Consider the following 25,926-nt stretch of genomic DNA (forward strand, 5'->3'; position numbering starts at 1 on the left):
CTGCCCATATGCAAGCAGCTTTGCAGTACGGCGGCGAACATTGGCAGCGTACGGAGTTGATCGAACCCACATGCGGCATCGATCATAGGCGGAGGCTTATGCTCTACGTTTCCGCCGATTCGCATTCGGAATCCCGCACCAATGCTCGATCTGATCGACAGCCACACGCATATCGACGTCGCCGAATTCGACGCCGACCGGGGCCCGGTGCTCGCACGCGCGCGCGACGCCGGCGTCGCGCGGCAGATCGTGCCTGCGATCGCGCTGGCCGGTTTCGACAAATTGGCGGCGCTATGCCGTGCCGAAACCGGCTTGTATCCGGCCTACGGCCTGCATCCGATGTATCTGGCCGAACACCGCCCGGAGCATCTGGATGCGCTGCGCGGCTGGATCGAGCGCGAGCGCCCCGTCGCCGTCGGCGAATGCGGGCTCGACTTCTTCGTCGAAGGCCTCGACGCGGAATCGCAGCGGCTGTACTTCCGCAGTCAGCTCGAAATCGCGCGTGACTTCAACCTGCCGCTGGTCCTGCACGCGCGCCGCGCGCTCGACGAAGTGATCGCCGCGCTGCGCAGTATCGGCAAGCTCAGCGGGGTCGTGCACAGTTTTTCGGGCAGCGAGGAGCAGGCGCGGCAGTTGTGGAAGCTCGGCTTCTGCATCGGCCTCGGCGGTCCCGTCACCTACGAGCGTGCGCGGCGTCTGCGCGGTATCGCCGCGACCATGCCACTCGAACTCCTCCTACTCGAAACCGACTCGCCGGACCAGCCGTTGCACGGCCACCAAGGCCAACGCAATGAGCCGGCCCTGCTTAGCGAAGTTTGTGCCTGTATAGCGGCGCTACGCGCAGTGCCGGCCGAAGAAATCGCCATGGCGACGACGCGCAATGCCGAGCGTCTGTTCCGCCTGCCGGCATGGAATGGTTCCGCCACCGCGTAGCTCGGATAAAGTAAATCAGGAAGCGGCCGCTTCGATTTTCTCGGCTTCCGTGCCGCTGCGCACCGGCGTACGCTTATCGGCGTCCGCACCCGGTTTCTTCGCTTCGAGCAATTTCGCCAGCACGCGCGAAACCGCGACGAAGGCGAATGTGCCCGTTACATGCGTCGCCGCACCGAGACCGCCCGAGCAGTCGAGCTTCAAGGCGCCCTCACCCGAAATGCGCGTCTTGCACACCGTACCGTCGGCCTGCGGATAGTTGGCGTTCTCGCGCGAGAACACGGCCTGCACGCCGAAGTAGCGTTTCGGATTGCGCGTCCAGCCGTAGTCGTCGCGCAGCTTCTGGCGCACGATGGCGAGCATGGCGTCGTGCTCGGTCTTCGACAGATCGCGCGAAGTGACCAGGGTCGGATCGATACGTCCACCCGCCGAACCCGAAACCGCGATCGGAATCTTGCGCCGCTTGCAGAACGCGATCATCTCGACCTTGACCTTGAGCGCGTCGCAGGCGTCGAGCACGGCGTCGAACGGACGCAGCCCGTCGCGCCCGAGCAGTTCCCACAAATTTGATGAAGTCAGGAAATCCGCAACCGCATGCACCTTGATCGCCGGATTGATCGCGCGTGCGCGCTGCGCCATTACTTCGACCTTGGCTTTGCCGTATTCGCCGTCGAGAGCGTGCAGTTGGCGATTGGTATTCGACACGCAGACGTCGTCCGCGTCGATCAAGGTCAGCTCGCCGACGCCGGAGCGCGCCAGCGCCTCGACCGCCCAGGAGCCGACGCCGCCGATGCCGACCACGCAGACATGTGCGTGCGCAAAGCGTTCCGCCGCGCTGGCGCCGTAGAGACGATCGATTCCTGCAAAACGTTCTGTCATCGAAATATTTTATAGCGATCCTGCCTGACCACGAAAATCGGCAGTCATGCGCGACCACACTTCTCAATAAATGCCGGCGCCTGAGATATGCTTCGCACTTTGCGGTTTCAATCGTGACTATGAAGCAGATCGTTTTGCTGTTGATCGGACTAGTCGTCGGCGCGATGGGCGCCGTCATCGTCGCCAACGCCTTGCGCGCGCGCGACGCCTACGCGCGTGGGGCGATGGATGTGATGCAGCATCACTACGGTTCGTTGCGCGAGGACTTGCGCGCCAAGCGCTGCGACGCGAGAAAAACCACGCTCGCGCTGACCCAGTTGCGTGCGCTGAGCAACGAGATCGAACCCGCCGTCTACCCCGACTCGACGCCGGAATCGGCCTTCCGCGAATTCGGCTCGCGGCTCCGCGACGCGCTCGACGCGGGCATCGCCGCGGCGCCGGCGGACTGCGCCGCGCTCGCGCCGGTCGCGGAAAAGATCGGCAAGGTATGCGAGGAATGTCATCAGCAATACCGCTGAGGCATCCGCGGCGCTCCGTTACTTCACGGGCAGAGGAATGAACTCGGTTTCGCCGGGCACCTGCCCCAATCGCTGCGCCGCCCAGTCCTGCTTGGCCTGCTCGATGCGTTCGCGCGACGAGGAAACGAAGTTCCAATACATGTGCCGGTCGCCGTCGAGCGGCTCGCCGCCGAAAAAGACCGCGTGGCCGCCGTTCGGCGCGACGATCTCGACGTCGACGCCCGGCGCCAGCGTCGCCATGCGTTGTGCCGCGAGCGTCTCGCCACCGACGATCAGGTCGGTATCGACCGCGTAAACCGCACGCTCCGGGTATTCGGGCGGCAACACGAATTTTCCGCCGGCGGAAAACTCCGCAGCGAGATAGAACATCGGAGCGAATACGCGCACCGGCGAGCGCAGGCCGAGCGCGTCGCCGACGACGAGGCGCAGATGCGCGCCGTCGCGCTCGATCGCCGGCAAGGTCGCGACCGGGTGATGATGGAATTCCGGCTCGACTTCTTCGGACGCTTTCGGCAAAGCAACCCAGATCTGGATACCGTGCATCTTTTGTCCGGCTGCCCGCTCCGCGTCGGGCGTGCGTTCGGAATGGACGATGCCGCGGCCGGCGGTCATCCAGTTGACGTCGCCCGGACGGATGTCCTGGACCGAACCGAGGCTGTCGCGATGGCGGATCGCGCCTTCGAACAGGTAGGTCACCGTGGCGAGCCCGATATGTGGGTGCGGGCGTACGTCCATGCCCTGCCCGGGCTTCATTTCCACCGGCCCCATGTGGTCGAAAAACACGAACGGGCCGACGTGGCGTGCGTCGATGTGCGGCAGCAGGCGGCGGACGAAGAAGCCGTCGCCGAGATCGTGAACGCGGCCGTCGATCAGATGGGAAATAGAAGAAGTCATGGCATGAAGAGAATGGAAACGGGTGCCGATAGTGTAGACCTCACGCAGTTCCACCGGCAGGACGATGCGTCCGAGTCAGGACGGCTGGTTTCGCTGCGCATGGAGCTTATATTGACGCCATCGCTTCTTTGAGGAGTTCAGCATGGCCAGCGTCAATCCCGTTTCTCAAACCAATCCCGACCGCCGCAGCGTCGTGCGCATCGTGCGCGGACTGCCGGCCAGCGACGGCGCAGGCGTCAAGCTCACGCGTGTGATCGGCCAGCCGGCGCTCGACATGCTCGATCCGTTCCTGATGCTCGACGAGTTCCGCTCGGATTCGAGCAGCGACTACATGGCCGGCTTCCCCGACCACCCGCACCGCGGCTTCGAGACCGTCACCTACATGCTTGCCGGGCGCATGCGCCATGGCGACAACCAGGGCAACTCGGGCCTGCTGACCGCGGGCAGCGTGCAATGGATGACCGCCGGCCGCGGCATCGTTCACTCGGAAATGCCCGAGCAGGAGGAAGGCCTTATGCAAGGCTTCCAGCTCTGGGTGAACCTGCCGGCGAAGGACAAAATGACCGCGCCGCGCTACCAGGACATTGCGCCCGAGCGCATTCCCGAAGTGCAGCTCGCGCCGGGCGCCAAGGCGCGCGTGATCACGGGCGAGCAGGCCGGCATGCGCGGGCCCGTGGACAATGTGGCGACCGATCCGCTGTATCTGGATTTGCACCTGGACGCGGGCGCCACGGCCGAAATCGACATCCCTGCCGGACACAACGCCTTCGTCTATGTGTATGAGGGTCAGGCGCGGGTCGGTGACGGCAGTGCCAGCGAATTGCTGCGCGGCGACCTCGGTGTACTGAGCCGCACCGGCGACAAGCTGCTGGTCACGGCACCGGTCGCCGCACGTGCGATTCTCGTTGCCGGCCGGCCGCTCAACGAACCGGTGGCCAAGTACGGACCGTTCGTGATGAACACCCAGCAGCAGATTATCCAGGCAGTCGAGGACTTTCGTGCCGGACGGTTCTAAACACGGAAGGTCAGTCCGAGGCGGTGATTTAAATACGATTTTTATCGTACTTCAAACGACCGAATCGCCGCACTAGAAATGTATAACCGTTATAATGATTGATGTAATCGTTTTCACTCTGCAATAAAAACGCCCCGGCAGTCTTTCGATTGCCGGGGCGTGAAGTAGTTTTGGATTTTCAGACTATCAGGCGGGAGTGACTTCGTCCGCCTGCAGGCCTTTCTGGCCCTGGACGACTTTGAAGCTGACCTTCTGGCCTTCCTGCAGGGTGCGGAAACCGGTGCCGGTGATCGCGCGGAAATGCACGAACACGTCCGGGCCGTTTTCACGGCTGATGAATCCGAAACCCTTGCTGTCGTTGAACCATTTGACAGTACCTACTTCACGATCCGACATAAAAGCTCCACAAGACAAACTAGACGAATCCGCAAACGCAACATTTACGGACGACTTACTGGCATGCATGGAAATGGGTTGACGATGTAGCGATCGAAGGACCAGCGAACGCAGGCTCAGGGACTCGCCGGTCACAACTCACAACGGCCGTGCAGACACAGTAGTTTCAGCATAACTCAAAATTTACAAAAGACATAGCGAGCAGACACGGAATTGAAAAAATGCCGGGTATCGATACCAACGCTATTACGGGATGACCGTCCGACAGCCTCCCGATGCAGTCCGGCCGACTCCGGATCGACGGCATCGCCCACTCGAAATAGATATGCGTGCGGCACTCGCTGAAAGTAATCGTAGAACTCCGCCGTCGATGCAATGCAGCAATTCCGAATGGGTGTTCGCGGTGGACACTGCGGCCGTCCTGCACCCCATGCGCAGCGCGTTCGAGAAGCACCGCAGCAACAGGACTGCAACTTTATGCGAAAATTCGCCGTATGCCCCGCGTATCGCGAGGCGCCGCGAGCCTACTGCACCACTCATGGATTCCACAGACCGCACGGCATATTTCAACCTGCTCGAACCGGCCGGTCTGATCGCGAAGTTCCTCGCTGCGCCGCCGCAGGATTTTTCCACCGGTTCGACCGCAGACGGCGCGCCCTACTTCGTCGCCAAGTTCGATCTGCTGACGACGATGGAGCCGGCCGCCAAGCAACGCATCACCCGGCTGCCGCTCTACCGCCGCTGGGGCGAATGGCTGAAGCCCCTGACCTGCTTCGTCGGCACGACCGTGACCGAATATGCGCCGTTACCTTCGGGCGTTGATGCCGGATCGCTCGTCGCCCGCATCAAGGCGGACTTCGCCAGGCGCTATGCCTTCGTTATCGTCAAGGACACGCCACAGGACTCGCCACTGCTGCCGGCCGAGAGCAATGCGGCCTCGGCGTCTTTCGTCGATGCCTGCCGCCAAGCGGGTTTCGTTCTGCTCGAAGGCCAGGCCCTCGCTTACGTGACGATCGACTTCGCCTCGACCGACGAGTATCTCGCACGTCTGTCGTCGGGACGGCGCAAAGACATCCGCCGCAAGCTGCGCAGCACCGCCGAGCTCGACATCGAAACCGTGCCGACCGGCGACGCGCGTTTTGCCGATGCGGCGGTGCGCGCCGAGTTCTATGCCTTGTTCCTCAACGTCTACAATCAGAGCGAGCTGCATTTCGACCTGCTCACCGCCGATTTCTTCGATGCGATCCTGCTCGACGCATCGAACGGCGGTGTGATCTTCGTCTATCGACACGAGGGCCGCGTGATCGGCTTCAATCTCTGCTACGTCTGCGGCGGCAATCTCGTCGATAAATACGTCGGCTTTGTCTACCCGCAGGCGCGCGAGCTGAATCTGTATTTCGTCAGTTGGATGCATAATCTCGACTACGCGATGAAGCACGGGCTGAAGCACTACATCGCCGGCTGGACCGACCCCGAAATCAAGTCTTATCTCGGCGCGAAGTTCACCTTCACGCGCCATGCCGTCTATGTGCGCAATCCGGTGCTGCGCGCCATACTGCGCCGCTTCTCCGGCGCGTTCGAAAGTGATCGCGCGGTAATGCAGGCAAAATCCTCGTGAGCTTCCGTCCCGTCATTCTCGATTTCGACCGCTCCGTCGGCGAACTGCCTGATGCACTGACCGTCGACCTGGCCGACTGGCAAGAGGCGATCCGCTTCGGCTGCTCGATGCGCCGCATGGACGCGCTCGCGACCAAACTCGACGCCGAACTGCCCGCCGAGTACGGCACGGTATTTATGGGCAGCGGCGATTTCCATCATCTGACCTGGCCGCTCGTGCGCCGATTGCGCGACAAAGGGCCTTTTCAGGTCGTGGTCTTCGACAACCATCCGGACAATATGCGCTTCCCGTTCGGCATCCACTGCGGCTCGTGGGTGCGCCGCGTCGCCGCGCTGCCGTTCGTCAGCCATGTACACGTGATCGGCATCACTTCGAACGACGTCGGCGCCGCGCATTCGTGGGAAAACTATCTGCGGCCGCTCTACGCCGGCAAGCTGACCAACTGGTGCATGGACGTCGATACGCGCTGGGCGACCCGTATCGGGCTCGGCAAGGCATTCAAGGTTTTCGCCACACCCGACGAGCTGGTCGAACAATTCGTCGCCATGCTCAAGCAATTGCCGCATCCGACCTACTTGTCGATCGACAAGGACGCGCTGAGTCCCGAGACCGCGCGCACCAATTGGGACCAGGGCCGCTTGCTGGAACTACATATAAATGCCGTCATCGACGCGCTTGCCGGCCGCATCGTCGGCAGCGACATCAACGGCGAAGTGTCGGCCTACGAATACTCCACTGCGTGGAAGCGCTGGCTGAGCCATGCCGACGGACAGGAACCCGTGCCGGCCGCCGAACTCGCCGCCTGGCAGGAACAGCAGCGTGCGCTCAATCGACGCTTGCTCGCGCGCATTCGCCCCTGATCGGCCCGGCGGCGAAGGGGGCATCGGCGCTGTCGCCTCATAAGTAAAGACGACTGCCGAGGGCCGTCCGGCGAAGAAATAACGTTGCGCGACAACAGCCCTGCTCGGTCAGGAGCGCTCGCTCTGTACGAGCCACTTTCGCGCCATGCGCCTCAGGGATTCGTCGGCGCCGTCGTCCACCACGAGCTGCGCGATGTCGCGCCAGGCCAGCGCATGCGACTCGTCGCTTACGACGAAATCCTCGCCCGCCGTCGCACGCACGACGTAGCGCACGTCGTAATGCCAGTGCGCCGGCTCGTGTCCGCGCGCGGGAATCTCATGGCGATCCAGATCGAAAATCTCCGGCACGACGGCCAAGCCGCTCAGGCCCGACTCCTCTTCCGCCTCGCGCAAAGCGACGCGCGCGAGATCGACGTCGCCATCGGCATGTCCGCCGAGCTGCAGCCAGCGACTCAGCTTGCGATGGTGGGTCAGCAGCACGCGCCTGCCGTCGGCGCTGACGAGCCAGGCCGAGCCGGTCAGGTGACCGACGCCGAGACTGCGTTCGGCCGCATCGGCATGCGCCGACACGAAATCGGCGAACAGCGCGGCGACCTCGCTTTCGGCCGGATGGCGCATCGCGTATCGACGGAATGCCGCGCTCCAATCGCTCTGCCAGGGTTGGAACAAACGTGTGGATTCGACGGCGGCCTTGTGCGTCACAGCTTGCTCGACAGGAAGGGGTCGCGTATTTTACCCGCACGAGTTTGGGTCCCAGCGAAACTGCGAGCGACTTCTCGAAGTTTCCAGCGCCAAGGCGAGGTACCCGGATCAAAGAGGATGGCAGCGGCCGCGCCGCCAGCCGCCCACCACATCATCAGTCTGGGGACACACAATGGTTTTTTGGCGCGTCAAGCCGCTCGATAAGATTCTCGAAACCGCAGAAAAGAAATCGCTCAAGCGCCAACTCGGCCCGGTACAGTTGACCCTGCTCGGCATCGGCGCCGTGATCGGCACCGGTATCTTCGTCTTGACCGCCGAGGCCGGACAGAAAGCCGGCCCGGGCATGATGCTCGCCTTCGTCATCGCCGCCGTCGTCTGCGCTCTGGCCGCCCTGGCCTACTCCGAAATCGCCTCGATGATCCCGGTCTCGGGCTCGGCCTACACATATAGCTACGGCGTGTTCGGCGAACTGATCGCCTGGGTTGTCGGCTGGGCGCTGGGCCTCGAATACGGCATCGGCGCGGCAACCGTCTGCGTCGGCTGGGCCGGGTACGTCAACGGCCTGCTCAATCACTCCACCGTGTTTGGACTCGTCCAACCCGGGGCGTTGGCGCTACCGCAGTTCTTGCAAGCGGGCCCGATGTCGGGCGGCACTTTCAATCTGCTCGCATTCCTGATCGCTTTCGTCGTCACGATACTGCTCGTCATCGGCACTTCGAAGAGCGCCAAAGTCAACGCGGTGCTCGTCGCGATCAAGATCGCTGCGTTGACCGTGTTTATCGCGATCGCCGTTCCGGCGGTGCAGAGCCCGAATTTCGAGCCGTTCCTGCCGACCGGCTGGTTCGCCTCGGGCGGTGGCATCGGCGTGCTCGGCGCGGCCGCATCGATCTTCTTCGCCTACGTCGGCTTCGATGCAGTGTCGACCGCGGCCGAAGAAACCAAGAATCCGAACCGCAACATCCCGATCGGCCTGATCGGTTCGCTCATCGTCTGCACGATCTTCTATCTGCTCGTCGGCTACGGTGCAGTCGGTGCGGTCGGTGCACAGCCCCTGATCGGCGCCGACGGCTTCGCGATCGACCCGAGCAGCCCGGAAATGGCCGCGGCCTGCGCCAACTCGCAGGCCCTCGTGTGCAGCAAGGAACCGCTCGCGCACGTGCTGCGCCAGATTGGCTTCCCCGAAATCGGCAACTGGATCGGCATCGCCGCCGGCCTCGCCCTGCCGTCGGTAATCCTTATGATGATGTTCGGCCAGACGCGCATCTTCTTCACGATGTCGCGCGACGGCCTGCTGCCTGCGGTGCTGTCGAAGGTACATCCGAATTTCCACACGCCGCACGTGATCACGGTGCTCACCGGCATCGTCGTCGCGATCTGCGGCGCGCTGCTGCCCGTGGGCCGGCTGGCCGACACCTCGAACTCGGGCACCCTGCTCGCCTTCGCGATGGTGTCGATCGGCGTCCTCGTGCTGCGCAGGACCCAGCCCAGCCGTCCGCGCCCGTTCCGCACGCCGCTGGCCTGGATCGTCTGCCCTCTGGCGACGCTCGGCTGCGTGATCCTGTTCTACAACCTGTCGCCGTTCGCGAAGACGTTCTTCCTTGGCTGGGCGGTGCTCGGCCTGATCATCTACGCGTTCTACGGCTACAAGCGCAGCCAGCTCGCCGAAGGCAACGCGGGATAAGGCACGCGGCGTTGAAATCGGAAGTTACGCATACAACTTGACATGACCTCATCACGAAGGCCGACGCCCCGCGTCGGCCTTCGTTCTTTTCCGGAAGTACGCAAATGCTCAAGCAGCTCCTCCGCACCAAGCACCCGCTCGCGGTCAACAACGAAGCCGGCGAGATCGAACTGCGCCGCACGCTCGGCCCCTGGGGCCTGACCGCGATCGGCATCGGCGCAGTGATCGGCGGCGGTATCTTCGTCATCACCGGCCAGGCGGCAGCGATGCACGCAGGTCCTGCGGTAATGCTTTCATTCGTGCTCGCGGCGATCTGCTGTACGTTTTGCGCGCTGTGCTATGCCGAATTTGCTGCGATGGTCCCTGTGTCGGGTTCGGCTTATTCCTACACCTACGCCACCCTTGGCGAAGGCGCAGCTTGGTTTATCGGCTGGATGCTGATTTTGGAATATGGCGTGTCTGCTTCGGCAGTTGCCACAAGCTGGACAGGCTATTTTGTCAGTTTGCTCGATCACGTCGGCATTCATTTGCCAGCTGCGCTAACCAGCGCACCTCTGGCAAAAGTTGATGGGAAACTGCAACTCACTGGCTCAATTCTCAATCTACCGGCCGTCGGCATCGTCGCCGTACTAACCTCCATTTGCTATGTCGGCATTCGAGAATCGGCATCTGTGAATACGGTGATGGTGATACTCAAAATCTGCCTACTGCTGCTTGTGATTGGCTTCGGCTGGAGCTACGTCGATACGAGTTTGTGGCACCCATTCATTCCGCCAAGTCAGGGCGAACATGAATTCGGATGGGGCGGAATTCTGCGCGGCGCCTCAATGGTTTTCTTCGCTTATATCGGCTTCGAGGCCACCAGCGTAGCTGCCCAGGAGTCGGTCAATCCCAAGCGAGACCTGCCAATCGGCATGATGGCTTCTCTGGCGATTTGTACGGTGCTTTATGTTGCGATGGCCGCGGTACTCACTGGTCTTATGCCGTATACCCAACTCGGCACGAACGAACCAGTTGTCACTGCCGTGTCAAGCCACCCACAGCTGGCGTGGCTGCGTTGGATCGTAGAAATCGGCGCGCTGATCGGCCTGTCGAGCGTGATCCTTTGCATGTGTATCGGCCAGCCACGAATCTTCATGATCATGGCGAACGACGGTCTACTGCCGCCGATCTTTTCGCGCATCCATCCGAAATATCGTACGCCGCACATAAACACCATCATCACCGGCGTCGGCATAGCTCTGCTAGCCGCGGTATTTCCGCTCGATGTTCTCGGCGACCTCACTTCGATCGGCACTCTTATCAGCTTTGCCGCAGTTTGCGCGGGTGTATGGATACTTCGGATTTACCATGCGGAGATCCCACGTCCTTTCCGCATCCCCTTCGCCCCTTTAATTTGCTTTCTCGGCATTGCAAGTTGCCTTCTGCTCTTGTGGACATTCGATGCCTACAACTGGATGCTGACCATATCTTGGACGGTCGCCGGATTTGCACTCTACTTCGCCTACGGCTATCGCAAGAGCAAGCTGCATCGCGAAACCGAGGCGACCACCGCCGCGATCTCGACCCGAGCTTGATCTCGAAATGCGAATTGCGCGGCAATTGCAAAAACTACCGAAACATGTCTGGCTTCTGCTCGCCGTGTATTGCTGTGCAAGCCTGATCCATTTCGCGCACAACGCGGAATACATCGCGTTCTATCCGAACATGCCTTTGTGGATCACACGCGAGAACGTGTACTGGGTATGGCTGGCGATCACCGCGGTGGGTATTGCGGGAATGATCGCCTTGTCGCTGGGATGGCGCACCGGCGCCGCGCTGCTGTTCGTCGCCTACGGCGGCTTCGGATTGGATGGGCTCGGTCACTACGCGCTCGCGTTGTGCTCTCAGCATACCCTCGCGATGAACTTCACCATCTGGTTCGAAGTACTGGCCGGCTCCACGCTGGCCGTCTGCGCGGCGATCTATCTGCACAAGATCATCGCCGAACAACGCCGCTACCGGCGCGCCTGATCCGTTTCGGCCGCCTCGCCGCGCTTTCCGCTCAGCCGTCCAAGCTCCCCTGGCGCTCATCGAGCTGCGCCCGCTCGACCTGCGCATCGGGCAAGACCTTGCTTGTGCGGGCACCGAGTTCGCGCAGCTTCTCGACCTGACCGATCAAGTTGCCGCGTCCCGTTTCGAGTTTGCTCGAAGCACCGGCAAGCGCGTTTCGCGCAGCATCGAGCTTGGTCTTGGCGTCGTTGAGATCGTCGATAAAGCCGACGAACTTGTCGTAGAGCTTGCCCGCACGATCCGCGATCTCGGCGACGTTGCGGTTGCGGTCGTCGTTGCGCCATAGGCTCGCGATCGTCTGCAGTGTGGCGAGCAAAGTCGAAGTGGTAACGATCACGACCTGTCGCTCAAGCGCAAACGCATGCAGCGCCTCGTCGCGGTGGACAGCTTCGATATACGCGGCTTCGACCGGCACGAACATCAGCACGAATTCGAGCGAGTGGACGCCGGGCAAGTCGCTGTAGCGCTTCTCGGCGAGTTCCTTCACGTGACTGCGCAACGACGCGAGATGCGCACTGAGCTGCGTGCCGCGCTCGGCATCGTCGATGGCGGTGCAATAGCGCTCATAGGCGGTCAGCGACACCTTCGCGTCGACAACGATATCGCGGCCTTCGGGCAGGCGCACGATCACGTCCGGGCGCGCGCGGCCACCACCTTCGTTGTGGAATGTCGTCTGCGTCTCGTACTGCCTGCCTTTCTGCAGACCGGAGGCTTCGAGCAGGCGTTCGAGCACGAGCTCGCCCCACGCACCCTGAGTCTTGCTCTCGCGCGTCAACGCGCGGGTCAGATTGCGCGCGTCTTCGTCGATGCGCTGGTTGAGATTCTTCAGTGTGTCGATCTCGGCCTTGAGCAGTTGGCGCTCGCGGCTCTCCTTGTCGTAGACCTCGCCGACCTGCTTCTTGAATCCGTCGAGCTGCTCGCGCAGCGGGCCGAGCAGGCCGCCGAGCTGAGTCTGATTCTGCTCGGTGAATTTCTTGCTCTTCTCTTCGAGCAGGTCACCAGCGAGCGCCTTGAACTGGTCGCTCAGATTCTCGCGCACGCGTTCGAGCAGGGCGATCTTTTCCGCGGCGGCCTGATGCTGCTCCTGCGCACGCGTGGCCGTTTCGGTGATGCGCTGTTCGGCACGCTGCGTTGCTTCGCGCCATTTCGACGCCTCGGCGCGCGCGGCCGCAAGCTCGGCGTCGAGCTGGCCGAGACGCTCAAGCCGTCCGGCCAGATTCGCACGCTCGTCGCCGAGCGCAAAGACGCGTTCGCGCTGTTCTTCCAGTTCGCCGCTCAGCGCGGCGTGTTCCTGTTCGACGCGGTGCAGATTATCGAGCGTCGCCTGCTTTTCGGCAGCGAGCTGGCTCAACTCTGCATCGCGGCTGGCGCGTCCGGCGGCGTGAGCGCGCGCACGCACGAGCAGCGCAGCGATCGGGGCGCCGACCACGGCTCCGATCAATGCGGCGAGTGCCCAAGCTAGATATTCGTTCGACATTGTTTGCGTACTTCACGACCAGGACGACCGCGCCATTGTGACAGCGCAAAGTCTCAGCCGCCGAGATCGCGACGTCTCAATGCACCGTGCCGCTGCCGCCCGTGCCGAAGTTCGGCGTGATCGCGGCCGGCGTCGCCGGCTCGGCCGCCACTTCGACCGGCTTGAACAGCAGCGACTGATGCAACCAGAGCGAGGTCAGATGCACGCGATGTTCATGCGGCAGAATGAAAGGCAGCCAGCCGAGCCCCGGATGACGCAGCATAAACAGCACGCCGTTCGGCAGCGGCGAGGTGTGCCAGGCCGGATTGACGATCGCCTCGGCCTTCTCGGGCGGCTGCGCCGACTGGGCCGGCTCCAGCGTCGCGCGTCGCGCGGCGGCGCGCACGATCAACTCATCGAGTTCGGCCGCCGAAAGTTGGGAAATGTCGATGCTCATGGTGCCTCACGTTTTTCTCGAATATCCAGCCGTTAGCGTAGCGCGTCGGCGCCGGGCTTGGACATGTGTTTGCCGCAGCCATCCGTTATAGTGCCTGCCCGCATAGACAGCACCACGCCTACGGAGTCTTCGTCTTGAGCTACACCCCGCAACTATTCGCCGAACGCGCCGAAGCGATCGCCGTGGCCGGGCGCAAACTCGGTGCGCAGGGCCTCACCCCGGCGACGAGCAGCAATTTCTCCATGCGGCTCGACGACGCCCATCTCGCCATCACGATTTCGGGACGCGACAAGGGCGCTCTCACTGCGGACGACATCATGGTCGTCGACGCCGCGGGCAACGCCGTCGGCACGACCGCGCGTCCCTCGGCGGAAACCCTGCTGCACACGCAGATTTATGCGCGCTACCCCGAGGCCAACGCGGTGCTGCATACGCATTCGCGCACGCAGACCGTGGCTTCGCGCCTGTATGCGGGCGAGGGCGTGATCCGTTTTTCCGGCTACGAGCTGCAGAAGGCAATCGCGGGCCATACGACTCACGAGTCGCATATCGATCTGCCGGTTTTTCCTAATACCCAGCACATGCCCGAGCTCGTGGAAAAAGTGGATACTTGGATTGACGCCGGCAAGCCGCTATATGGATATCTGATCGACGGGCACGGTATCTACACCTGGGGCCGCGACATGGCCGAGACCGAGCGGCACATCGAAGCATTCGAATTCCTGCTCAACTGCGAGCTGGATTTGAGGAGGTTGAGACAGTGAGCGAGCTGCGCATCTATTCCGACACCGACGGCCGTGCGCCGTTGAGCACACATACCCGGCACGACGACATCGCGCGCGAGCTCGGCAAGGTCGGCGTGCGCTTCGAGCAATGGGAAGCGGCAAAGCCCATCGCACCGGGCGCGAGCCAGGACGAAGTCATCGCCGCCTATCATGCGGATATCGATCGCCTGCAGCGCGAAGAGGGCTACCAGGCCGTCGACGTGATCAGCCTCAAGCCCGATCATCCCGACCGCGCGGCGCTGCGTGCGAAGTTCCTCAACGAGCACACCCATTCCGAGGACGAAGTGCGTTTCTTCGTCGCCGGCCGCGGCCAGTTCACCCTGCATATCGACGGCAAGGTCTACGAGGTGCTCTGCGTGCAGGGCGACCTGATCGGCGTGCCGGACGGCACGCGCCACTGGTTCGACATGAGCGAAACGCCCTACTTCGTCGCGATCCGCTTGTTCACCAACAAGGAAGGTTGGGTCGCCAACTTCACCGGCAGCGACATCGCCGAGAAATTCCCGCGTCTCGCCGCACAGTCGTTGGCCGCATGAACGTGTCGAGCGGAATCCGCGCCATCGTCACCGACATCGAAGGCACCACAAGCTCGATCGACTTCGTCAAAGACGTGCTGTTTCCGTATGCACGCGAAAGGCTGCCGGCCTTCGTCGTCACCCACGCGGACAAGCCCGAAGTACAGCACTGGCTGCACGAAACCGCGCGCGAAGCGGGACTCGTCTCGGCGACCCAGCAGGAAATCATCGATCTGCTGATCCGCTGGATCGACGAGGACCGCAAGGCGACGCCGCTCAAGGCTCTGCAAGGCCTGATCTGGGCGGACGGCTACGCGAGCGGCGAGTTCAAGGGCCACGTCTATCCCGAAGTCGCGGACAGCCTGCGCAAGTGGAGTCAGCAGGGAATCCGCCTCTACGTCTATTCGTCGGGCTCGGTCGCCGCGCAGAAACTGCTCTATGGACATAGCGAGGCCGGCGATCTGACCCCGCTGTTCTCCGGCTACTTCGACACCGAAATCGGCGCCAAGCGCGAGGTCGATTCGTACCGGCGCATTGCCGAGGCGATTGAAACGCCGCCGGGACAGATTCTCTTCCTGTCCGACATCGCGGCGGAGCTCGATGCCGCAGCCGCGGCGGGCTTTCAGACCGTGCAGTTGCTGCGCCCGCCCGCGGTCGCCACCGAGAGTCGGCATAAACAGGTGCACGATTTCACCGAAATTTCAGTGAGTTGAAATCGCTTTCTAAGGTCGATTCCTGATCAAAACCGCGCTTCCGTGCGATAGCCGCGTTAATTCTGCCGCTTAGGCAGATGAAGGAAAATTCATACGCTGCAGTGCAACGTATAATTTGTTAAAATATCGCTATTGCACCTTTTCGATGCGTCAATCCGGCCTTGATCCGCACGACCGCCCGCGCTTTGTTCGTCTTCGCCCTCGCCTTCACGGTCGGCGCCAGCGCAGGTGTGGCGGCGCTGCGTGCGCACCAGACCGGTGCGCCGGGCACGGGGAAAATCTTGGCGGCCGATAGCGAGCCGACCGAAGAAAACGCCGATCAGCCGATCATCTGGCCGGCCAACGTCGGTTCGCCCGAGCAAGTGTTCTATGCGCAGCAACAGCGCATGCAGGACTCGATAGACAAGCTCGCGCCGCGCGCACCCGGTAAGACCAATCTCTATTTGATCTCCTTCGCCGGCGACGGCGAAGAAAATGTATTCCGCAACGAAGTCGACTACGTCGAGAAGCTCTTCTCCGAGCGTTTCGATGCCAAGGGCCGTATCTTGACCCTGGTCAACAACCCGTCGACCCTCGACCGCCGTCCGATCGCGAGCCTGTCCAACCTCGAAATCGCGATCGACGCGCTCGGCAAGAAACTCGATCCGAACGACGACGTGCTGATGCTCTTCATCACCACGCACGGCTCGCGCGCGCACGAACTCTACGTCAGCCTCGATCCGCTGCCGCTCGACCAGATTGTGCCCGAGGATCTCGCCGATCTGTTTTCCGAATCGCCGATCAAGCACCGCGTTTTCGTCATCTCCGCCTGCTATTCCGGCGGCTTCATCGACGCGCTCAAGGACGACAACACCATGGTCGTCACCGCCGCGCGCGGCGACCGTGCTTCGTTCGGTTGCGGCACGACGTCGGAAATCACCGATTTCGGCCGCGCTTTCTTTGTCGACGCGCTCAACCGCACCGCCTCGTTCACCGACGCGTTCGCCGACGCGAAGAAGGAGATCGACGCCTGGGAAACGCGCGATCAACAGACGCACTCGCTGCCGCAGATCGCAACCACACCCGCGATCGAGGCCAAGCTGAAAAACTGGCGCGGCGGATTCAAGCCGGGGCCGGCGGTTCCGTTCCACCCACCGGCGCGCGAACACAGCGCCCCGTCCAAACCGCGCAGCGACAAACCCAGCGTCGAAGCGCGCTGATCCCCCTCGCCGCCATTCCTTTTACAGAGGAATGACGGCGGACGTGCCGACTTACTTGCCGCCGGTCAGCGTCTTCAGGTAGCGGTAGTAGAACTCCGCCGAATCGTCGAACGCCTTCACGCGCAGGCGCTCGTCGCGCCCGTGCGCGCGTACGTCGTCGCGATCGATCGCCGCGCCGTTGAAACCGTAGGTCGGGATGCCGGCAGCCATCGTGTAGACGCTGTCGGAAGCACCGGTCGCCATATCGACGACGATCGGCACGCCGGGCCACATCTTGCCGGCGACCGCGTTGAGCGCGTCGAACACGTCCTTGCGCGGCGGCGGCGGCGGCAATGCCTTGCGCTCGGAGCCAACGTCGAGGCGCTTGTCGGTGATCGTATCGATGTAGCGCACCGTCACCTTCGGCGCAGCGAAGATCTTGATCAAATCCTGGCGCACTTCCTCGGGCGAATGGCCCGGCAGGATGCGGCAGTTGACGATCGCCGTCGCGCGCTGCGGCAATGCGTTGTTCGCATGGCCGCCGTCGAGGCGCGTCGCAACGCAGGTCGTGTGCAGCACCGAGTTGTAGCGCGCATCCGTACTGAGGCGCGCAATCGCATCGGCATCGGGCGGCGTGGCGAGCACGGCCTTGATGTCCTTCGCGCGCGCGCCGTCTTCGATTTTCTGCATATGCTCCAGCCATGCGCGCGTCACCGCGTTGAGCTCGAACGGAAATGAACTCTTGCCCAGACGCGCGAGCGCCTCCGACACCTCGTAGATCGGATTCGCCGGACGCGGCAGCGACGAATGCCCGCCCGCATCGGTCGCTTCAAGCTCGTAGTCGGCGTAGAGCTTCTCGGTCGCATCGACGCTGAGCGCGACCGGCTTGCCCGCGTCGGCATCGACGCCGCCCGAGTCCGGATTGAGCGCGAACTCCGCCTCGACCAGATCGCGATGGTTCTTCAGCAACCAGTCGACGCCGTTGTCGGTGCCGCCCTCTTCGTCCGCGGTCAGGGCGAGAATGATGTCGCGGTCGGGAACAAATCCTTCCCTCTTCAGTCGCAGCAGCGCAGCGGTCGCGACCGCGTCGGAGTTCTTCATGTCCTGCGTGCCGCGGCCGTAGAAATAGCCGTCTTTTTCGATGAAGGTGAACGGATCGACCGTCCAGTCCTCGCGCTTGGCCTCGACCACGTCGAGATGGCCGATGATCAGTACCGGCTTGTGCTTGCCGCTGCCACGCAGCCGCGCGACGAGATTGCCGCGCTTCGGATTCGCCCCGACCAGCACCTGCGCATCTTTCGGCGCGAAACCCGCGTCGAGAAAGCGCTTCTGCATCGCCTTTGCCGCGTCGGTCGTGCTGCCGACCGAATCGGTCGTGTTGATCTCGATCAGTTGCTTGAAGATGTCGTGCGCCAACGTGTCGGTGGCGGCTGGAGCAGCATGGGAGGAGGCGCAGGTCGCTAGGGCGATCGCGGCGGCGAGCAGAGTTTTGCGCATGACGGGTTCCGGTGAAGACCAACCCCGATCATGCCACAACCCCGCACGGCGCGACCTTGTGTGCCATGCGCGAGACGTTCGCTCAGCGATGCCGCGTGCGCAATTCCGCGACGATGTCGGCGAAATCGATTCCGCGCGCGCGCAGCAGGACGAGCAGATGGAAGATCAGGTCGGCCGATTCGCTGCGCAGATCCGATTCGTCCTGGGCGACCGCGGCGAGCGCGGTCTCGACGCCTTCCTCGCCGACCTTCTGCGCAATGCGGCGCAGGCCGCCTTCAAATAACTTCGTCGTGTAGCTGCCTTGCGGACGTTCGCGCTCGCGCGTGGCGACCAGCGCATCGAGCTCGGCGAGAAACGCGAGCGGCGGTTCCGAACCCTCGCCGAAGCAGCTCTGCGTGCCGTTGTGGCAGGTCGGCCCCTGCGGCTCGGCCTGAATCAGGATCGTGTCGTTGTCGCAGTCGGCGCACAGCGATTTGAGCAACAAGTGGTGGCCAGACATCTCGCCCTTGGTCCACAGACGCTGCTTGCTGCGGCTATAGAAGGTGACCTTGCCGCTTTGCCGGGTTTGCGCGAGCGCGTCGGCATTCATATAGCCGAGCATCAGCACGGCACCGCTGCGCCAGTGCTGAATGATCGCAGGCAGCAAGCCGTCACCCTTGCTCCAGTCGAGTTGCAATGATTCCGTATTCGTCATAGTTGCCCTACCCGGACGCCGCTCCCATCGCTAGCAAGCAACGTTGATCCAAAATTCAATTCGCCTCTACGGCCGAATCGCAATCGCTTCGTCGGCCAAGTATTTCTTCAGTTGCGGTATCGCAATCGAGCCCGAATGGAACACGCTCGCGGCAAGCGCACCGTCGACATCGGCTTCGCGGAACACATCGCGAAAATGCTCGGGCGTACCGGCGCCGCCCGAGGCGATCAGCGGTACCTTGCAGATCGCACGCGCGGCGCGCAGCTGTTCGATGTCGTAGCCAGCGCGCACGCCGTCCGAGCCCATACAGTTGAGAACGATTTCGCCGGCGCCCCGTTCCTGGACTTCAGAAACCCAAGATAAAGCGCGGCGCGCAAGCGCGCGGGTCTTCGTCGGATCTCCGGTGTACTGGCGCACATGCCATTCGCCGTCATCGTCGCGCAGCGAATCGACGCCGACGACGACGCATTGCACACCGAAGGCATCGGCCAATTCATTGACCAGTTCAGGCCGTTCGAGTGCCGGCGAGTTGACCGAAACCTTGTCCGCACCTGCGTGCAGCACCGCGCGTGCGTCCTCGACGCTGCGGATGCCCCCGGCGACGCAAAACGGAATGTCGATCACGCGCGCCACGCGCGCAACCCAGTCGCGATCGACCGAACGGCCCTGCGGACTTGCGGTGATGTCGTAAAACACGAGTTCGTCCGCGCCCTCGTCGCGGTAGCGGCCGGCAAGATCGACAATGTCGCCCATCTCCACATGGTCGCGGAAACGCACGCCCTTGACGACTTTGCCGTCCCTCACGTCGAGGCACGGAATGATTCTGCGCGTCAGCATTGCAACAACCTTCGTTCGTTCGTCATTCCAGCGCAAGCTGAAATCCAGCTCTTTCTTGTATTGCTTTTGCAGCGATCGAAGAGAAAAGGCTGGATTCCAGCTTGCGCTGGAATGACGGCAAGAGCGTAGCGGCGCATCAACATACAAATGCCTCGGCCAGAGTCAATTTTCCTTCGAGCAGGCTGCGCCCGAGCACAACACCACCGAGGTTCAGCGCGCGCAACGCCTGCACGTCGGCGGCGCTGCGTACGCCGCCCGAGGCGATCACCGAAAGCTGCGGCGCGATCTTCGCCAGATGCGCGTAAAGATCGAGATTTGGCCCCGACAGCATGCCGTCGCGGCTGATGTCGGTACAGAGCAGATGACGTGCACCGGCGACCGCATAACGCGGGGCCAGTTCGTCGAGCGTGGCTGCGGAATTCTCCGTCCAGCCCGCGCTCGACAGCGTCCAAACGCCGTCGACGAAACGCGTGTCGAGCGCGATGCAGAGTTTGTCTTCGCCGTGGCGCGCAATCCACTGCTCGACAAGGTCCGGCTCGCGCACCGCGACACTGCCGACGACGACGCGTGCGACGCCAACGTCGAACAGGCGCTGCACGTTGTCTTCGCTGCGCACGCCACCGCCGGCCTGCACGGCAAGCCGCTCGCTCGCCGCGATCTTTTCGATCACGCGCAGATTCTCGAACGTGCCCGAACGCGCGCCGTCGAGATCGACCAGATGCAGCCATTCGGCGCCGGCATCGGCATAGTCGGCAGCGAGCGCCGCCGCATCGAACTCGTAGCGTGTTTCCTGCGCGTAGTCGCCCTGCTTCAGGCGTACGACGCGGCCGGAACGAAGATCGATGGCGGGGATGATTTTCATACGATTATCGTTTGTTCGAAAGAAAGAGCTTTTTTTGCCACGGATTACGCGGATAAACACGGATCAAGCAAAAAAATAACTAATAGAGAAAGAATTCCCATCGTATTAGTTGGCTTTGATCCGTGCTTATCCGTGTAATCCGTGGCCAACGATCTTTATCAGAGCGCTATGAAATTCTGCAGCAGCCTCGCCCCGACCGCAGCGGAGCGCTCGGGATGGAACTGCGCGCCGTGGAAGTTGCGATGCTGAACCACGGCCGAGAATGCGCCACCGTAGTCGCAGCTTGCGAGCGTCCAGTCACCGACCGGAGCCGCATAACTGTGGACGAAGTAAGCGAACGCACCCGCGTCGATGCCGTCCAACAGAGGATGCTGGCGCAGCGGATTCAACGCATTCCAACCCATATGCGGCACGCGCAAACCGTCGTCCTTCGCGAACAACCGGAGGCGCGCCGGAATCAGCCCCAGACACGGCGTATCGCTTTCCTCCGAATGCTCGAAGAGCAATTGCATACCGAGGCAGACGCCGAGCACAGGCTGCGTGAGACTGCACACGACATCGACCAGTCCGGTTTCGCGCAGCCGCGCCATACCGGGCGCCGCGGCACCGACGCCGGGCAGGATCACGTGCGACGCAGCGCGAATTTCCGCTGCGTCGCTCGACAGCGGCGCATCGACGCCGAGGCGTTCGAGCGCATAGCGCACCGAACCGATATTGGTGCCGCCCGCATCGATGAGCACCACCTTCGGCATTACAAGGTCCCCTTCGTGCTCGGCAGCTCCGAGCCTTCGCGGCGCAGCGCGACGCGCAGCGCGCGTGCGACCGACTTGAAGCAGGCCTCGATCATGTGGTGCGCGTTCTCGCCGCGCACGGCCAGATGCAGATTGGCGCCGAGCGTGTCGCAGAGCGAGCGGAAGAAATGCGGCACGAGTTCGGTCGGAATGTCGCCGACGCGATCACGCGGGAACGCATTATTTGGAAGCGGGCCGTCGAAGACGAAGTAGGCGCGCCCCGAAAGATCGAGTGCCGCGCGCGCGATCGTCTCGTCCATTGGTAGAGTGATATCGACGGCCGCTTCGCCGCTCGCCGATTCCGCCGCGGCGCCGTAACGGCCTATGCCACGCTTGTCGCCGAGCGCCTGGCGCAGCGCGGTGCCAAGGGCGAGCGCGCAGTCCTCGATCGTATGGTGTTCGTCGATATGCGTATCGCCATCGCAGTTCAAAGTCAGCGCGAAGCCGCCATGCTTGCCGATCTGTTCGAGCATATGGTCGAAGAAGCCGAGTCCTGTGCGGACTTTCGGTTCGGCTACCCGATCGAGATCGACCTGCACGGCAATCCGCGTTTCCTTCGTGTTGCGCTCGACCGATGCGCGCCGCGGCGCATCGCAGAGTTCGTGTGCAATCGCGTTCCAGTCCCATTCCTTCGTATCGAGACGGAAGCAGCGGATGCCGAGGTTGGCGGCAAACTGCGCATCCGTCTCACGGTCGCCGACCATCGCAGAAAACCCACGGCTCCAACCGTCGTCGGCCAGATAGTGACGCACCAGGCCGATGCCCGGTTTGCGCGTATCGCGGCCTTCGTGAGCGAAGCTAGGATCGATCAGCACCTCGCGGAAGCGAATCCCCTGCGACGCAAAGATACGCATCATCAACGCGTGCGGACCGTCGAACGTAGCCTGCGGGAAACTGTCGGTGCCGAGCCCGTCCTGGTTCGTGATCATCACCAACTCGTAGCCGGCAGCGACGATGCGCGTCAGCGCCGGGATCACGTTGTCGACCAAAGCGAGCTTCTCGTACGCATCGATCTGGTAGTCGGCTGGCTCGACAATCAGGGTGCCGTCGCGGTCGACAAAGAGAATTTTTCGCTGGCTCATGCTGCTACCGACAGATAAATACGTCGCGCGAGCAGCGCGCGACTCCGATTATCTTTTTCGGGCCTCTGCATGGGAAACAAGCCTTCGAGCCGACTCGCTTTCACGCGACGCAACTCGGCAAAATCATTTGGCAAAAACATCACGCTGCCTCCTGCCGCAAACCCAAGGCTTCGAGCACGGCCGCGTTCTCCTGCGGCGTACCGACCGTGATGCGCAGACAACCGGCCAGCCCCGGATAGCGGCTGACGTCGCGCACGACGATGCCGAGCGCGATCAGCACCTTGTATACTTTTTCCGAATCGGCGAAGCGGACGCAGAGAAAATTCGCCGCAGAGAGATATACCGCGAGCACTCCGGCCGCGGCCGGCAACGCAGCCGCGAGGCGGCCGCGTTCGTCCAGCAGGATCGCGACGCGTTCCGCGGCCTGCGCGACACCTCTCGCGGAAAGCGCCTGCAGCGCGGCGTCGATGCACAGCGCGGGCAGTGGATACGGTGCCTGAATGCGGCGCAGCAAGCCGACGATCTCATGGTGCGCGATCAGCGTGCCGACGCGCGCGCCGGCCAGCGCGTAGGCCTTCGACAAGGTGCGCAGCACGGCGATGTTGTCGTGCCGGGCCAGCAAGGTCGTCGCACTGGCCGCGCCCTGCGCGAATTCAAGATAAGCCTCGTCGACCACGACCAATGCGCGGTCGCGCAAGGCAACGGCGAGATCCTCGATGCGCGCGAGCGGCACGAGCGCGCCGGTCGGATTGTTCGGCGTGCAGACGAAGACGAGCTTGGTCGAGTCCGTCACCTTGGCCAGCACGGCCTCCGCATCGAGCCCGAAACCGGCTCCGAGCGGCGCTTCGACCACCGCCGCGCCCTGCGTACGCGCAGCGACGGCGTACATGCCGAAAGTCGGCGGCGAAACGACGATCGTATCGCGGCCTTCGCTGCAGAATGCGCGCACGAGCAGGTCGATCGCCTCGTCGCTGCCGCGGCCGAGCAGCAGTTGCTCGGGGACGGCACCGTAGAGTTCGGCGAGCCGCGCTCGCAGCGCCGCCGGCTGCGGATCGGGGTAACGATTCAGATTCGAGTCGACGCTGCCGGCCGGCGCCCACGGCGACTCGTTGGCGTTCAACATGATCTTCGCATTGCCCGCTTCCATGCGCGCCGAGGAATACGGCTGCATCGCGAGGATTTCGGGCCGCGCGCGTTCGAGCAGTTTCAATCTTGCCGCACTCATGGCTGCGATTCCAGTTCGGCTAGGCGCAGGGTGACGGCGCGCTCGTGCGCATCGAGGCGCTCGGCGCGCGCGAGCGTCGCCGCGGACGGCCCGATCGCGCGCAAGCCATCCGCGCTGAGTTCCTGCACGGTGATCTGCTTGACGAAGCTCGCGACCGAAACGCCGCTCCAGGCACGTGCATAGCCATAGGTCGGCAGAACGTGGTTGGTGCCGCTGCAGTAATCGCCGACTGCTTCGGGCGACCAGGCACCAAGGAATATCGATCCGGCGTTGACCACGCCGGGCAGCAGCGAGCGCGGTTCGCGCACATTGAGAATCAGGTGCTCGGGCGCATAGTCGTTGCTGATCGCGAGCGCCTCAGCCAGCGAATCGACGAGGATCAGATGGCTCTTCGACAAGGCCTTGGAGGCTATTTCCACGCGAGTCAGGCGCGCGAGCTGAGCTTGCAGCGCGTCGCGTGCCGCTTCGAGCAGACCGCGCTCGTTCGACAGCAGCAGCACCTGCGAGTCCGCGCCGTGCTCGGCCTGCGAGAGCAGGTCGGCGGCGACGAACTCGGGATTCGCCGCGGTGTCGGCGATCACCAGCACTTCGGACGGTCCGGCCGGCATGTCGATCGCCGGCCCGTCGGCCAGGGCCGACACCTGGCGCTTGGCCTCGGTGACGTAGGCGTTGCCGGGCCCGAACAGTTTGTCGCAGGCTGGAACCGATTCGGTGCCGAACGCCATCGCCGCGATCGCCTGCGCGCCGCCGAGCTTGTACACCCGGCGGATGCCGCACAGCGCGGCGACGTAGAGCACGGCCGCATCGGCGCGCCCGTCCTTGCCGGCCGGCGTGCACAGCGCGACCTGCGGATTCTGCGCGATCTGCGCAGGCACACCGAGCATCAGCGCGGTCGACGGCAGCGGCGCGCTGCCTGCGGGCACGTACAGGCCCACGCGCGCGATCGGCCGCGTCACTCTTTCGCAGACCACACCCGGCGCAGTTTCGACCGTCACCGTCTGCGGCGCAGCGGCGCGATGAAAGGCTTCGATGCGCGACTTCGCCGCGAGCACCGCCTGCTTCAAGGCCGGATCGAGCGCGGCCTCCGCTTCGGCAAATTCGGCTTCGCTCACAGCGAAGGTCGTGAGTTCGCAACCATCGTAGCGCCGCGTCAGTGCGCGCAAGGTCGCGTCGCCGTCGGCGCGTACTTGATCGAGAATGCGTGCGACGTTCGCGCCGAGTTCGGCGCTGGATTCCTGCGCGGGACGGCGTAGTACGGCACGGCGCGCGTCGTCGGCCAGCGCGGCCCATTCGAGTATCGGCCGGGTTGCGGCGCGGTCGGTCGCGGCCGCGGTGGATGCGATAGCGCTCATGCGAGAATTTTCTCCACGGGCAGCACGAGCAATTGGCTGGCGCCGGCACGCTTCATGTCTTCGAGGTGGGTCCAGGTGATCGCACCGAAGCACACGGCCTGCAGGGCGACCTGGCCCGGGCTGCCTTCGATCGGCAGCAGGGTCGGCGTCTGCGCGTTAGGCAGAATGCGCCGGATTGCCTCGATCGAAGAACGCGCGGCGTGCAGCATCACCAGCTTCGATTCGCGCACCTGGATCACGCCGTCGATCCGGCGCAGCAGCAGTTCGCGCAGTTCGCCGCGTTCGTCGAGCGGCGCTTCCTCGGGACCGGCGACCACCGCCTCGCTGTCGAGCAGGACAATGGCCTCCTTCAACTGATTCGCCGCGAGCGTCGCCCCGCTCGAAACCAGGTCGCAGATCAAATCGGCCGTGCCGAGGCGCGGCGCGATCTCGACCGAACCGGCGAGAAACACCACCTTGGCCTCGACGCCATTGCGCGCCAGCCAATCGCCGGTCAGGGCCGGATACGAAGTGGCGATGCGCAGCCCCTGCAACTGCTGCGGATCGGTGTATTCCATTTCCTGAGGCACCGCGATCGACAGGCGGCAGCGGCTCGTGTTGAGCGCGCGCAGTTCGACCGCGGGGGTCGCCTCGCCGTTCGCGCGCGATGCGAGCGCCTGCTCGGCGAGCACGTTGCGACCGACGATACCGAGATCGCAGACGCCCTGCGCGATCAGCCCCGGGATGTCGTCATCGCGCACGAGCAAAAGATCGATCGGCATGCTCTCGCCGAAGCAGAACAACTTGTCCCTGCTCTGGCGGAACTTGAGGCCGCAGCGCGCGAGCAGATCTTGCGATACGTCGGCCATGCGTCCGGATTTCTGGATCGCAATGCGCAGCCGATCGCGATTTTTCATCGTAGTCATCGTCATTCACATTCTGTTCGCGAAAAAGATGG

General features: G+C 63.3%; 27 protein-coding genes. 12 read left to right on the forward strand and 15 right to left on the reverse strand.

The genetic code is table 11. The features are described from left to right. The first annotated feature begins 141 nt into the window (after positions 1 to 141). The gene (locus tag FFS30_RS11825) at positions 142 to 933 is read left to right on the forward strand and encodes a TatD family hydrolase (RefSeq protein ID WP_137913328.1); all 792 of its coding nucleotides are present in this window, start codon (positions 142 to 144) and stop codon (positions 931 to 933) included. Positions 934 to 948: 15 nt separating this feature from the next. Here the strand turns inward: FFS30_RS11825 and tcdA are convergent, their stop codons facing one another. Continuing rightward, positions 949 to 1,809, reverse strand: a complete 861-nt coding sequence (gene tcdA / locus FFS30_RS11830; protein ID WP_137913329.1) for a tRNA cyclic N6-threonylcarbamoyladenosine(37) synthase TcdA — start codon at positions 1,807 to 1,809, stop codon at positions 949 to 951. A gap of 119 nt (positions 1,810 to 1,928) precedes the next feature. Here tcdA and FFS30_RS11835 point away from each other — a divergent pair, with 119 nt between their 5' ends. Continuing rightward, a complete protein-coding gene (locus FFS30_RS11835; RefSeq protein WP_137913330.1) occupies positions 1,929 to 2,327 on the forward strand; it encodes a cytochrome c in 399 nt (132 codons plus the stop codon). 18 nt (positions 2,328 to 2,345) lie between these two features. On the opposite strand, the gene FFS30_RS11840 is transcribed toward FFS30_RS11835, so the two are convergent. Then, on the reverse strand, positions 2,346 to 3,221 hold the full coding sequence (locus tag FFS30_RS11840) for a pirin family protein (protein WP_137913331.1): 876 nt from the start codon (positions 3,219 to 3,221) through the stop codon (positions 2,346 to 2,348). Positions 3,222 to 3,363: 142 nt separating this feature from the next. Between FFS30_RS11840 and FFS30_RS11845 the strand changes: the two genes are divergently transcribed. Then, positions 3,364 to 4,236: a pirin family protein gene (locus FFS30_RS11845; protein ID WP_137913332.1), complete on the forward strand. Its 873-nt coding sequence runs from the start codon at positions 3,364 to 3,366 to the stop codon at positions 4,234 to 4,236. A 186-nt stretch (positions 4,237 to 4,422) separates the two neighbouring features. Here FFS30_RS11845 and FFS30_RS11850 read toward each other — a convergent pair whose 3' ends face one another. Next, positions 4,423 to 4,632 carry a cold-shock protein gene (locus tag FFS30_RS11850; RefSeq protein WP_137913333.1) on the reverse strand — a complete coding sequence of 70 codons (210 nt, stop codon included), beginning with the start codon at positions 4,630 to 4,632 and terminating at the stop codon, positions 4,423 to 4,425. A gap of 538 nt (positions 4,633 to 5,170) precedes the next feature. Here FFS30_RS11850 and FFS30_RS11855 point away from each other — a divergent pair. Both FFS30_RS11855 and FFS30_RS11860 read left to right on the forward strand, forming a co-directional pair. Beyond that, positions 5,171 to 6,250, forward strand: a complete 1,080-nt coding sequence (locus tag FFS30_RS11855; protein WP_137913334.1) for a GNAT family N-acetyltransferase — start codon at positions 5,171 to 5,173, stop codon at positions 6,248 to 6,250. Then, on the forward strand, positions 6,247 to 7,110 hold the full coding sequence (locus FFS30_RS11860; RefSeq protein ID WP_137913335.1) for an arginase family protein: 864 nt from the start codon (positions 6,247 to 6,249) through the stop codon (positions 7,108 to 7,110). Before FFS30_RS11855 ends, FFS30_RS11860 begins: the two co-directional genes overlap by 4 nt. 108 nt (positions 7,111 to 7,218) lie before the next feature. On the opposite strand, the gene FFS30_RS11865 is transcribed toward FFS30_RS11860, so the two are convergent. Next, positions 7,219 to 7,812 (reverse strand): NUDIX hydrolase, encoded by a 594-nt coding sequence (locus FFS30_RS11865; RefSeq protein WP_249352399.1) that lies wholly within the window; start codon positions 7,810 to 7,812, stop codon positions 7,219 to 7,221. A gap of 172 nt (positions 7,813 to 7,984) precedes the next feature. On the opposite strand from FFS30_RS11865, the gene FFS30_RS11870 reads away from it, so the two are divergent. The 3 genes from FFS30_RS11870 (at position 7,985) to FFS30_RS11880 (ending at position 11,506) form a co-directional block, all read left to right on the forward strand. Next, positions 7,985 to 9,493 (forward strand): amino acid permease, encoded by a 1,509-nt coding sequence (locus tag FFS30_RS11870; protein WP_137913336.1) that lies wholly within the window; start codon positions 7,985 to 7,987, stop codon positions 9,491 to 9,493. Positions 9,494 to 9,597: 104 nt separating this feature from the next. Then, positions 9,598 to 11,070 (forward strand): amino acid permease, encoded by a 1,473-nt coding sequence (locus FFS30_RS11875; protein ID WP_137913337.1) that lies wholly within the window; start codon positions 9,598 to 9,600, stop codon positions 11,068 to 11,070. 25 nt (positions 11,071 to 11,095) lie between these two features. Then, positions 11,096 to 11,506 carry a hypothetical protein gene (locus FFS30_RS11880; RefSeq protein ID WP_137913338.1) on the forward strand — a complete coding sequence of 137 codons (411 nt, stop codon included), beginning with the start codon at positions 11,096 to 11,098 and terminating at the stop codon, positions 11,504 to 11,506. A gap of 31 nt (positions 11,507 to 11,537) precedes the next feature. On the opposite strand, the gene rmuC is transcribed toward FFS30_RS11880, so the two are convergent. Together rmuC and FFS30_RS11890 are read right to left on the reverse strand one after the other, a co-directional pair. After that, positions 11,538 to 13,022, reverse strand: a complete 1,485-nt coding sequence (gene rmuC / locus FFS30_RS11885) for a DNA recombination protein RmuC (protein ID WP_137913339.1) — start codon at positions 13,020 to 13,022, stop codon at positions 11,538 to 11,540. Between the two features lie 76 nt (positions 13,023 to 13,098). Beyond that, complete coding sequence (locus FFS30_RS11890; RefSeq protein WP_137913340.1) at positions 13,099 to 13,458, reverse strand: hypothetical protein; 360 nt, start codon at positions 13,456 to 13,458, stop codon at positions 13,099 to 13,101. Positions 13,459 to 13,592: 134 nt separating this feature from the next. Between FFS30_RS11890 and FFS30_RS11895 the strand changes: the two genes are divergently transcribed. The 4 genes from FFS30_RS11895 to FFS30_RS11910 all read left to right on the forward strand — a co-directional run bounded on the left by FFS30_RS11895 (position 13,593) and on the right by FFS30_RS11910 (position 16,670). Further along, on the forward strand, positions 13,593 to 14,222 hold the full coding sequence (locus tag FFS30_RS11895) for a methylthioribulose 1-phosphate dehydratase (protein ID WP_137913341.1): 630 nt from the start codon (positions 13,593 to 13,595) through the stop codon (positions 14,220 to 14,222). Then, a complete protein-coding gene (locus FFS30_RS11900) occupies positions 14,219 to 14,779 on the forward strand; it encodes an acireductone dioxygenase (protein WP_137913342.1) in 561 nt (186 codons plus the stop codon). Before FFS30_RS11895 ends, FFS30_RS11900 begins: the two co-directional genes overlap by 4 nt. Next, positions 14,776 to 15,471 carry an acireductone synthase gene (gene mtnC, locus FFS30_RS11905; RefSeq protein WP_137913343.1) on the forward strand — a complete coding sequence of 232 codons (696 nt, stop codon included), beginning with the start codon at positions 14,776 to 14,778 and terminating at the stop codon, positions 15,469 to 15,471. Before FFS30_RS11900 ends, mtnC begins: the two co-directional genes overlap by 4 nt. A 161-nt stretch (positions 15,472 to 15,632) precedes the next feature. Continuing rightward, positions 15,633 to 16,670, forward strand: coding sequence for a C13 family peptidase (locus tag FFS30_RS11910; protein ID WP_137913344.1), 1,038 nt, complete (start codon positions 15,633 to 15,635; stop codon positions 16,668 to 16,670). Positions 16,671 to 16,721: 51 nt separating this feature from the next. On the opposite strand, the gene FFS30_RS11915 is transcribed toward FFS30_RS11910, so the two are convergent. The 9 genes from FFS30_RS11915 to hisG form a co-directional block, all read right to left on the reverse strand. Next, entirely contained in the window at positions 16,722 to 18,146 is a 1,425-nt protein-coding gene (locus tag FFS30_RS11915; protein WP_137913345.1) for a M20/M25/M40 family metallo-hydrolase, read from the reverse strand. An 82-nt stretch (positions 18,147 to 18,228) separates the two neighbouring features. After that, on the reverse strand, positions 18,229 to 18,840 hold the full coding sequence (hisIE, locus tag FFS30_RS11920; protein WP_137913346.1) for a bifunctional phosphoribosyl-AMP cyclohydrolase/phosphoribosyl-ATP diphosphatase HisIE: 612 nt from the start codon (positions 18,838 to 18,840) through the stop codon (positions 18,229 to 18,231). 66 nt (positions 18,841 to 18,906) lie between these two features. Then, positions 18,907 to 19,677, reverse strand: coding sequence for an imidazole glycerol phosphate synthase subunit HisF (hisF, locus tag FFS30_RS11925; RefSeq protein ID WP_137913347.1), 771 nt, complete (start codon positions 19,675 to 19,677; stop codon positions 18,907 to 18,909). Positions 19,678 to 19,813: 136 nt separating this feature from the next. Further along, positions 19,814 to 20,539, reverse strand: coding sequence for a 1-(5-phosphoribosyl)-5-[(5-phosphoribosylamino)methylideneamino]imidazole-4-carboxamide isomerase (gene hisA, locus FFS30_RS11930; RefSeq protein WP_137913348.1), 726 nt, complete (start codon positions 20,537 to 20,539; stop codon positions 19,814 to 19,816). Between the two features lie 158 nt (positions 20,540 to 20,697). After that, on the reverse strand, positions 20,698 to 21,291 hold the full coding sequence (hisH, locus tag FFS30_RS11935; RefSeq protein ID WP_137913349.1) for an imidazole glycerol phosphate synthase subunit HisH: 594 nt from the start codon (positions 21,289 to 21,291) through the stop codon (positions 20,698 to 20,700). Next, complete coding sequence (gene hisB, locus FFS30_RS11940; protein WP_137913350.1) at positions 21,291 to 22,412, reverse strand: bifunctional histidinol-phosphatase/imidazoleglycerol-phosphate dehydratase HisB; 1,122 nt, start codon at positions 22,410 to 22,412, stop codon at positions 21,291 to 21,293. The genes hisH and hisB overlap by 1 nt, the downstream gene beginning before the upstream one ends. Positions 22,413 to 22,551: 139 nt before the next feature. Then, positions 22,552 to 23,637 (reverse strand): histidinol-phosphate transaminase, encoded by a 1,086-nt coding sequence (hisC, locus tag FFS30_RS11945; RefSeq protein ID WP_171014577.1) that lies wholly within the window; start codon positions 23,635 to 23,637, stop codon positions 22,552 to 22,554. After that, positions 23,634 to 24,989: a histidinol dehydrogenase gene (hisD, locus tag FFS30_RS11950; protein WP_137913351.1), complete on the reverse strand. Its 1,356-nt coding sequence runs from the start codon at positions 24,987 to 24,989 to the stop codon at positions 23,634 to 23,636. The genes hisC and hisD overlap by 4 nt, the downstream gene beginning before the upstream one ends. Then, positions 24,986 to 25,885, reverse strand: coding sequence for an ATP phosphoribosyltransferase (hisG, locus tag FFS30_RS11955; RefSeq protein WP_171014578.1), 900 nt, complete (start codon positions 25,883 to 25,885; stop codon positions 24,986 to 24,988). The genes hisD and hisG overlap by 4 nt, the downstream gene beginning before the upstream one ends. Positions 25,886 to 25,926: the final 41 nt, after the last annotated feature.

Origin of the sequence: Rudaea sp. 3F27F6 (assembly GCF_005503555.1) — a bacterium.
Taxonomy (GTDB): Bacteria; Pseudomonadota; Gammaproteobacteria; order Xanthomonadales; family Rhodanobacteraceae; genus Rudaea.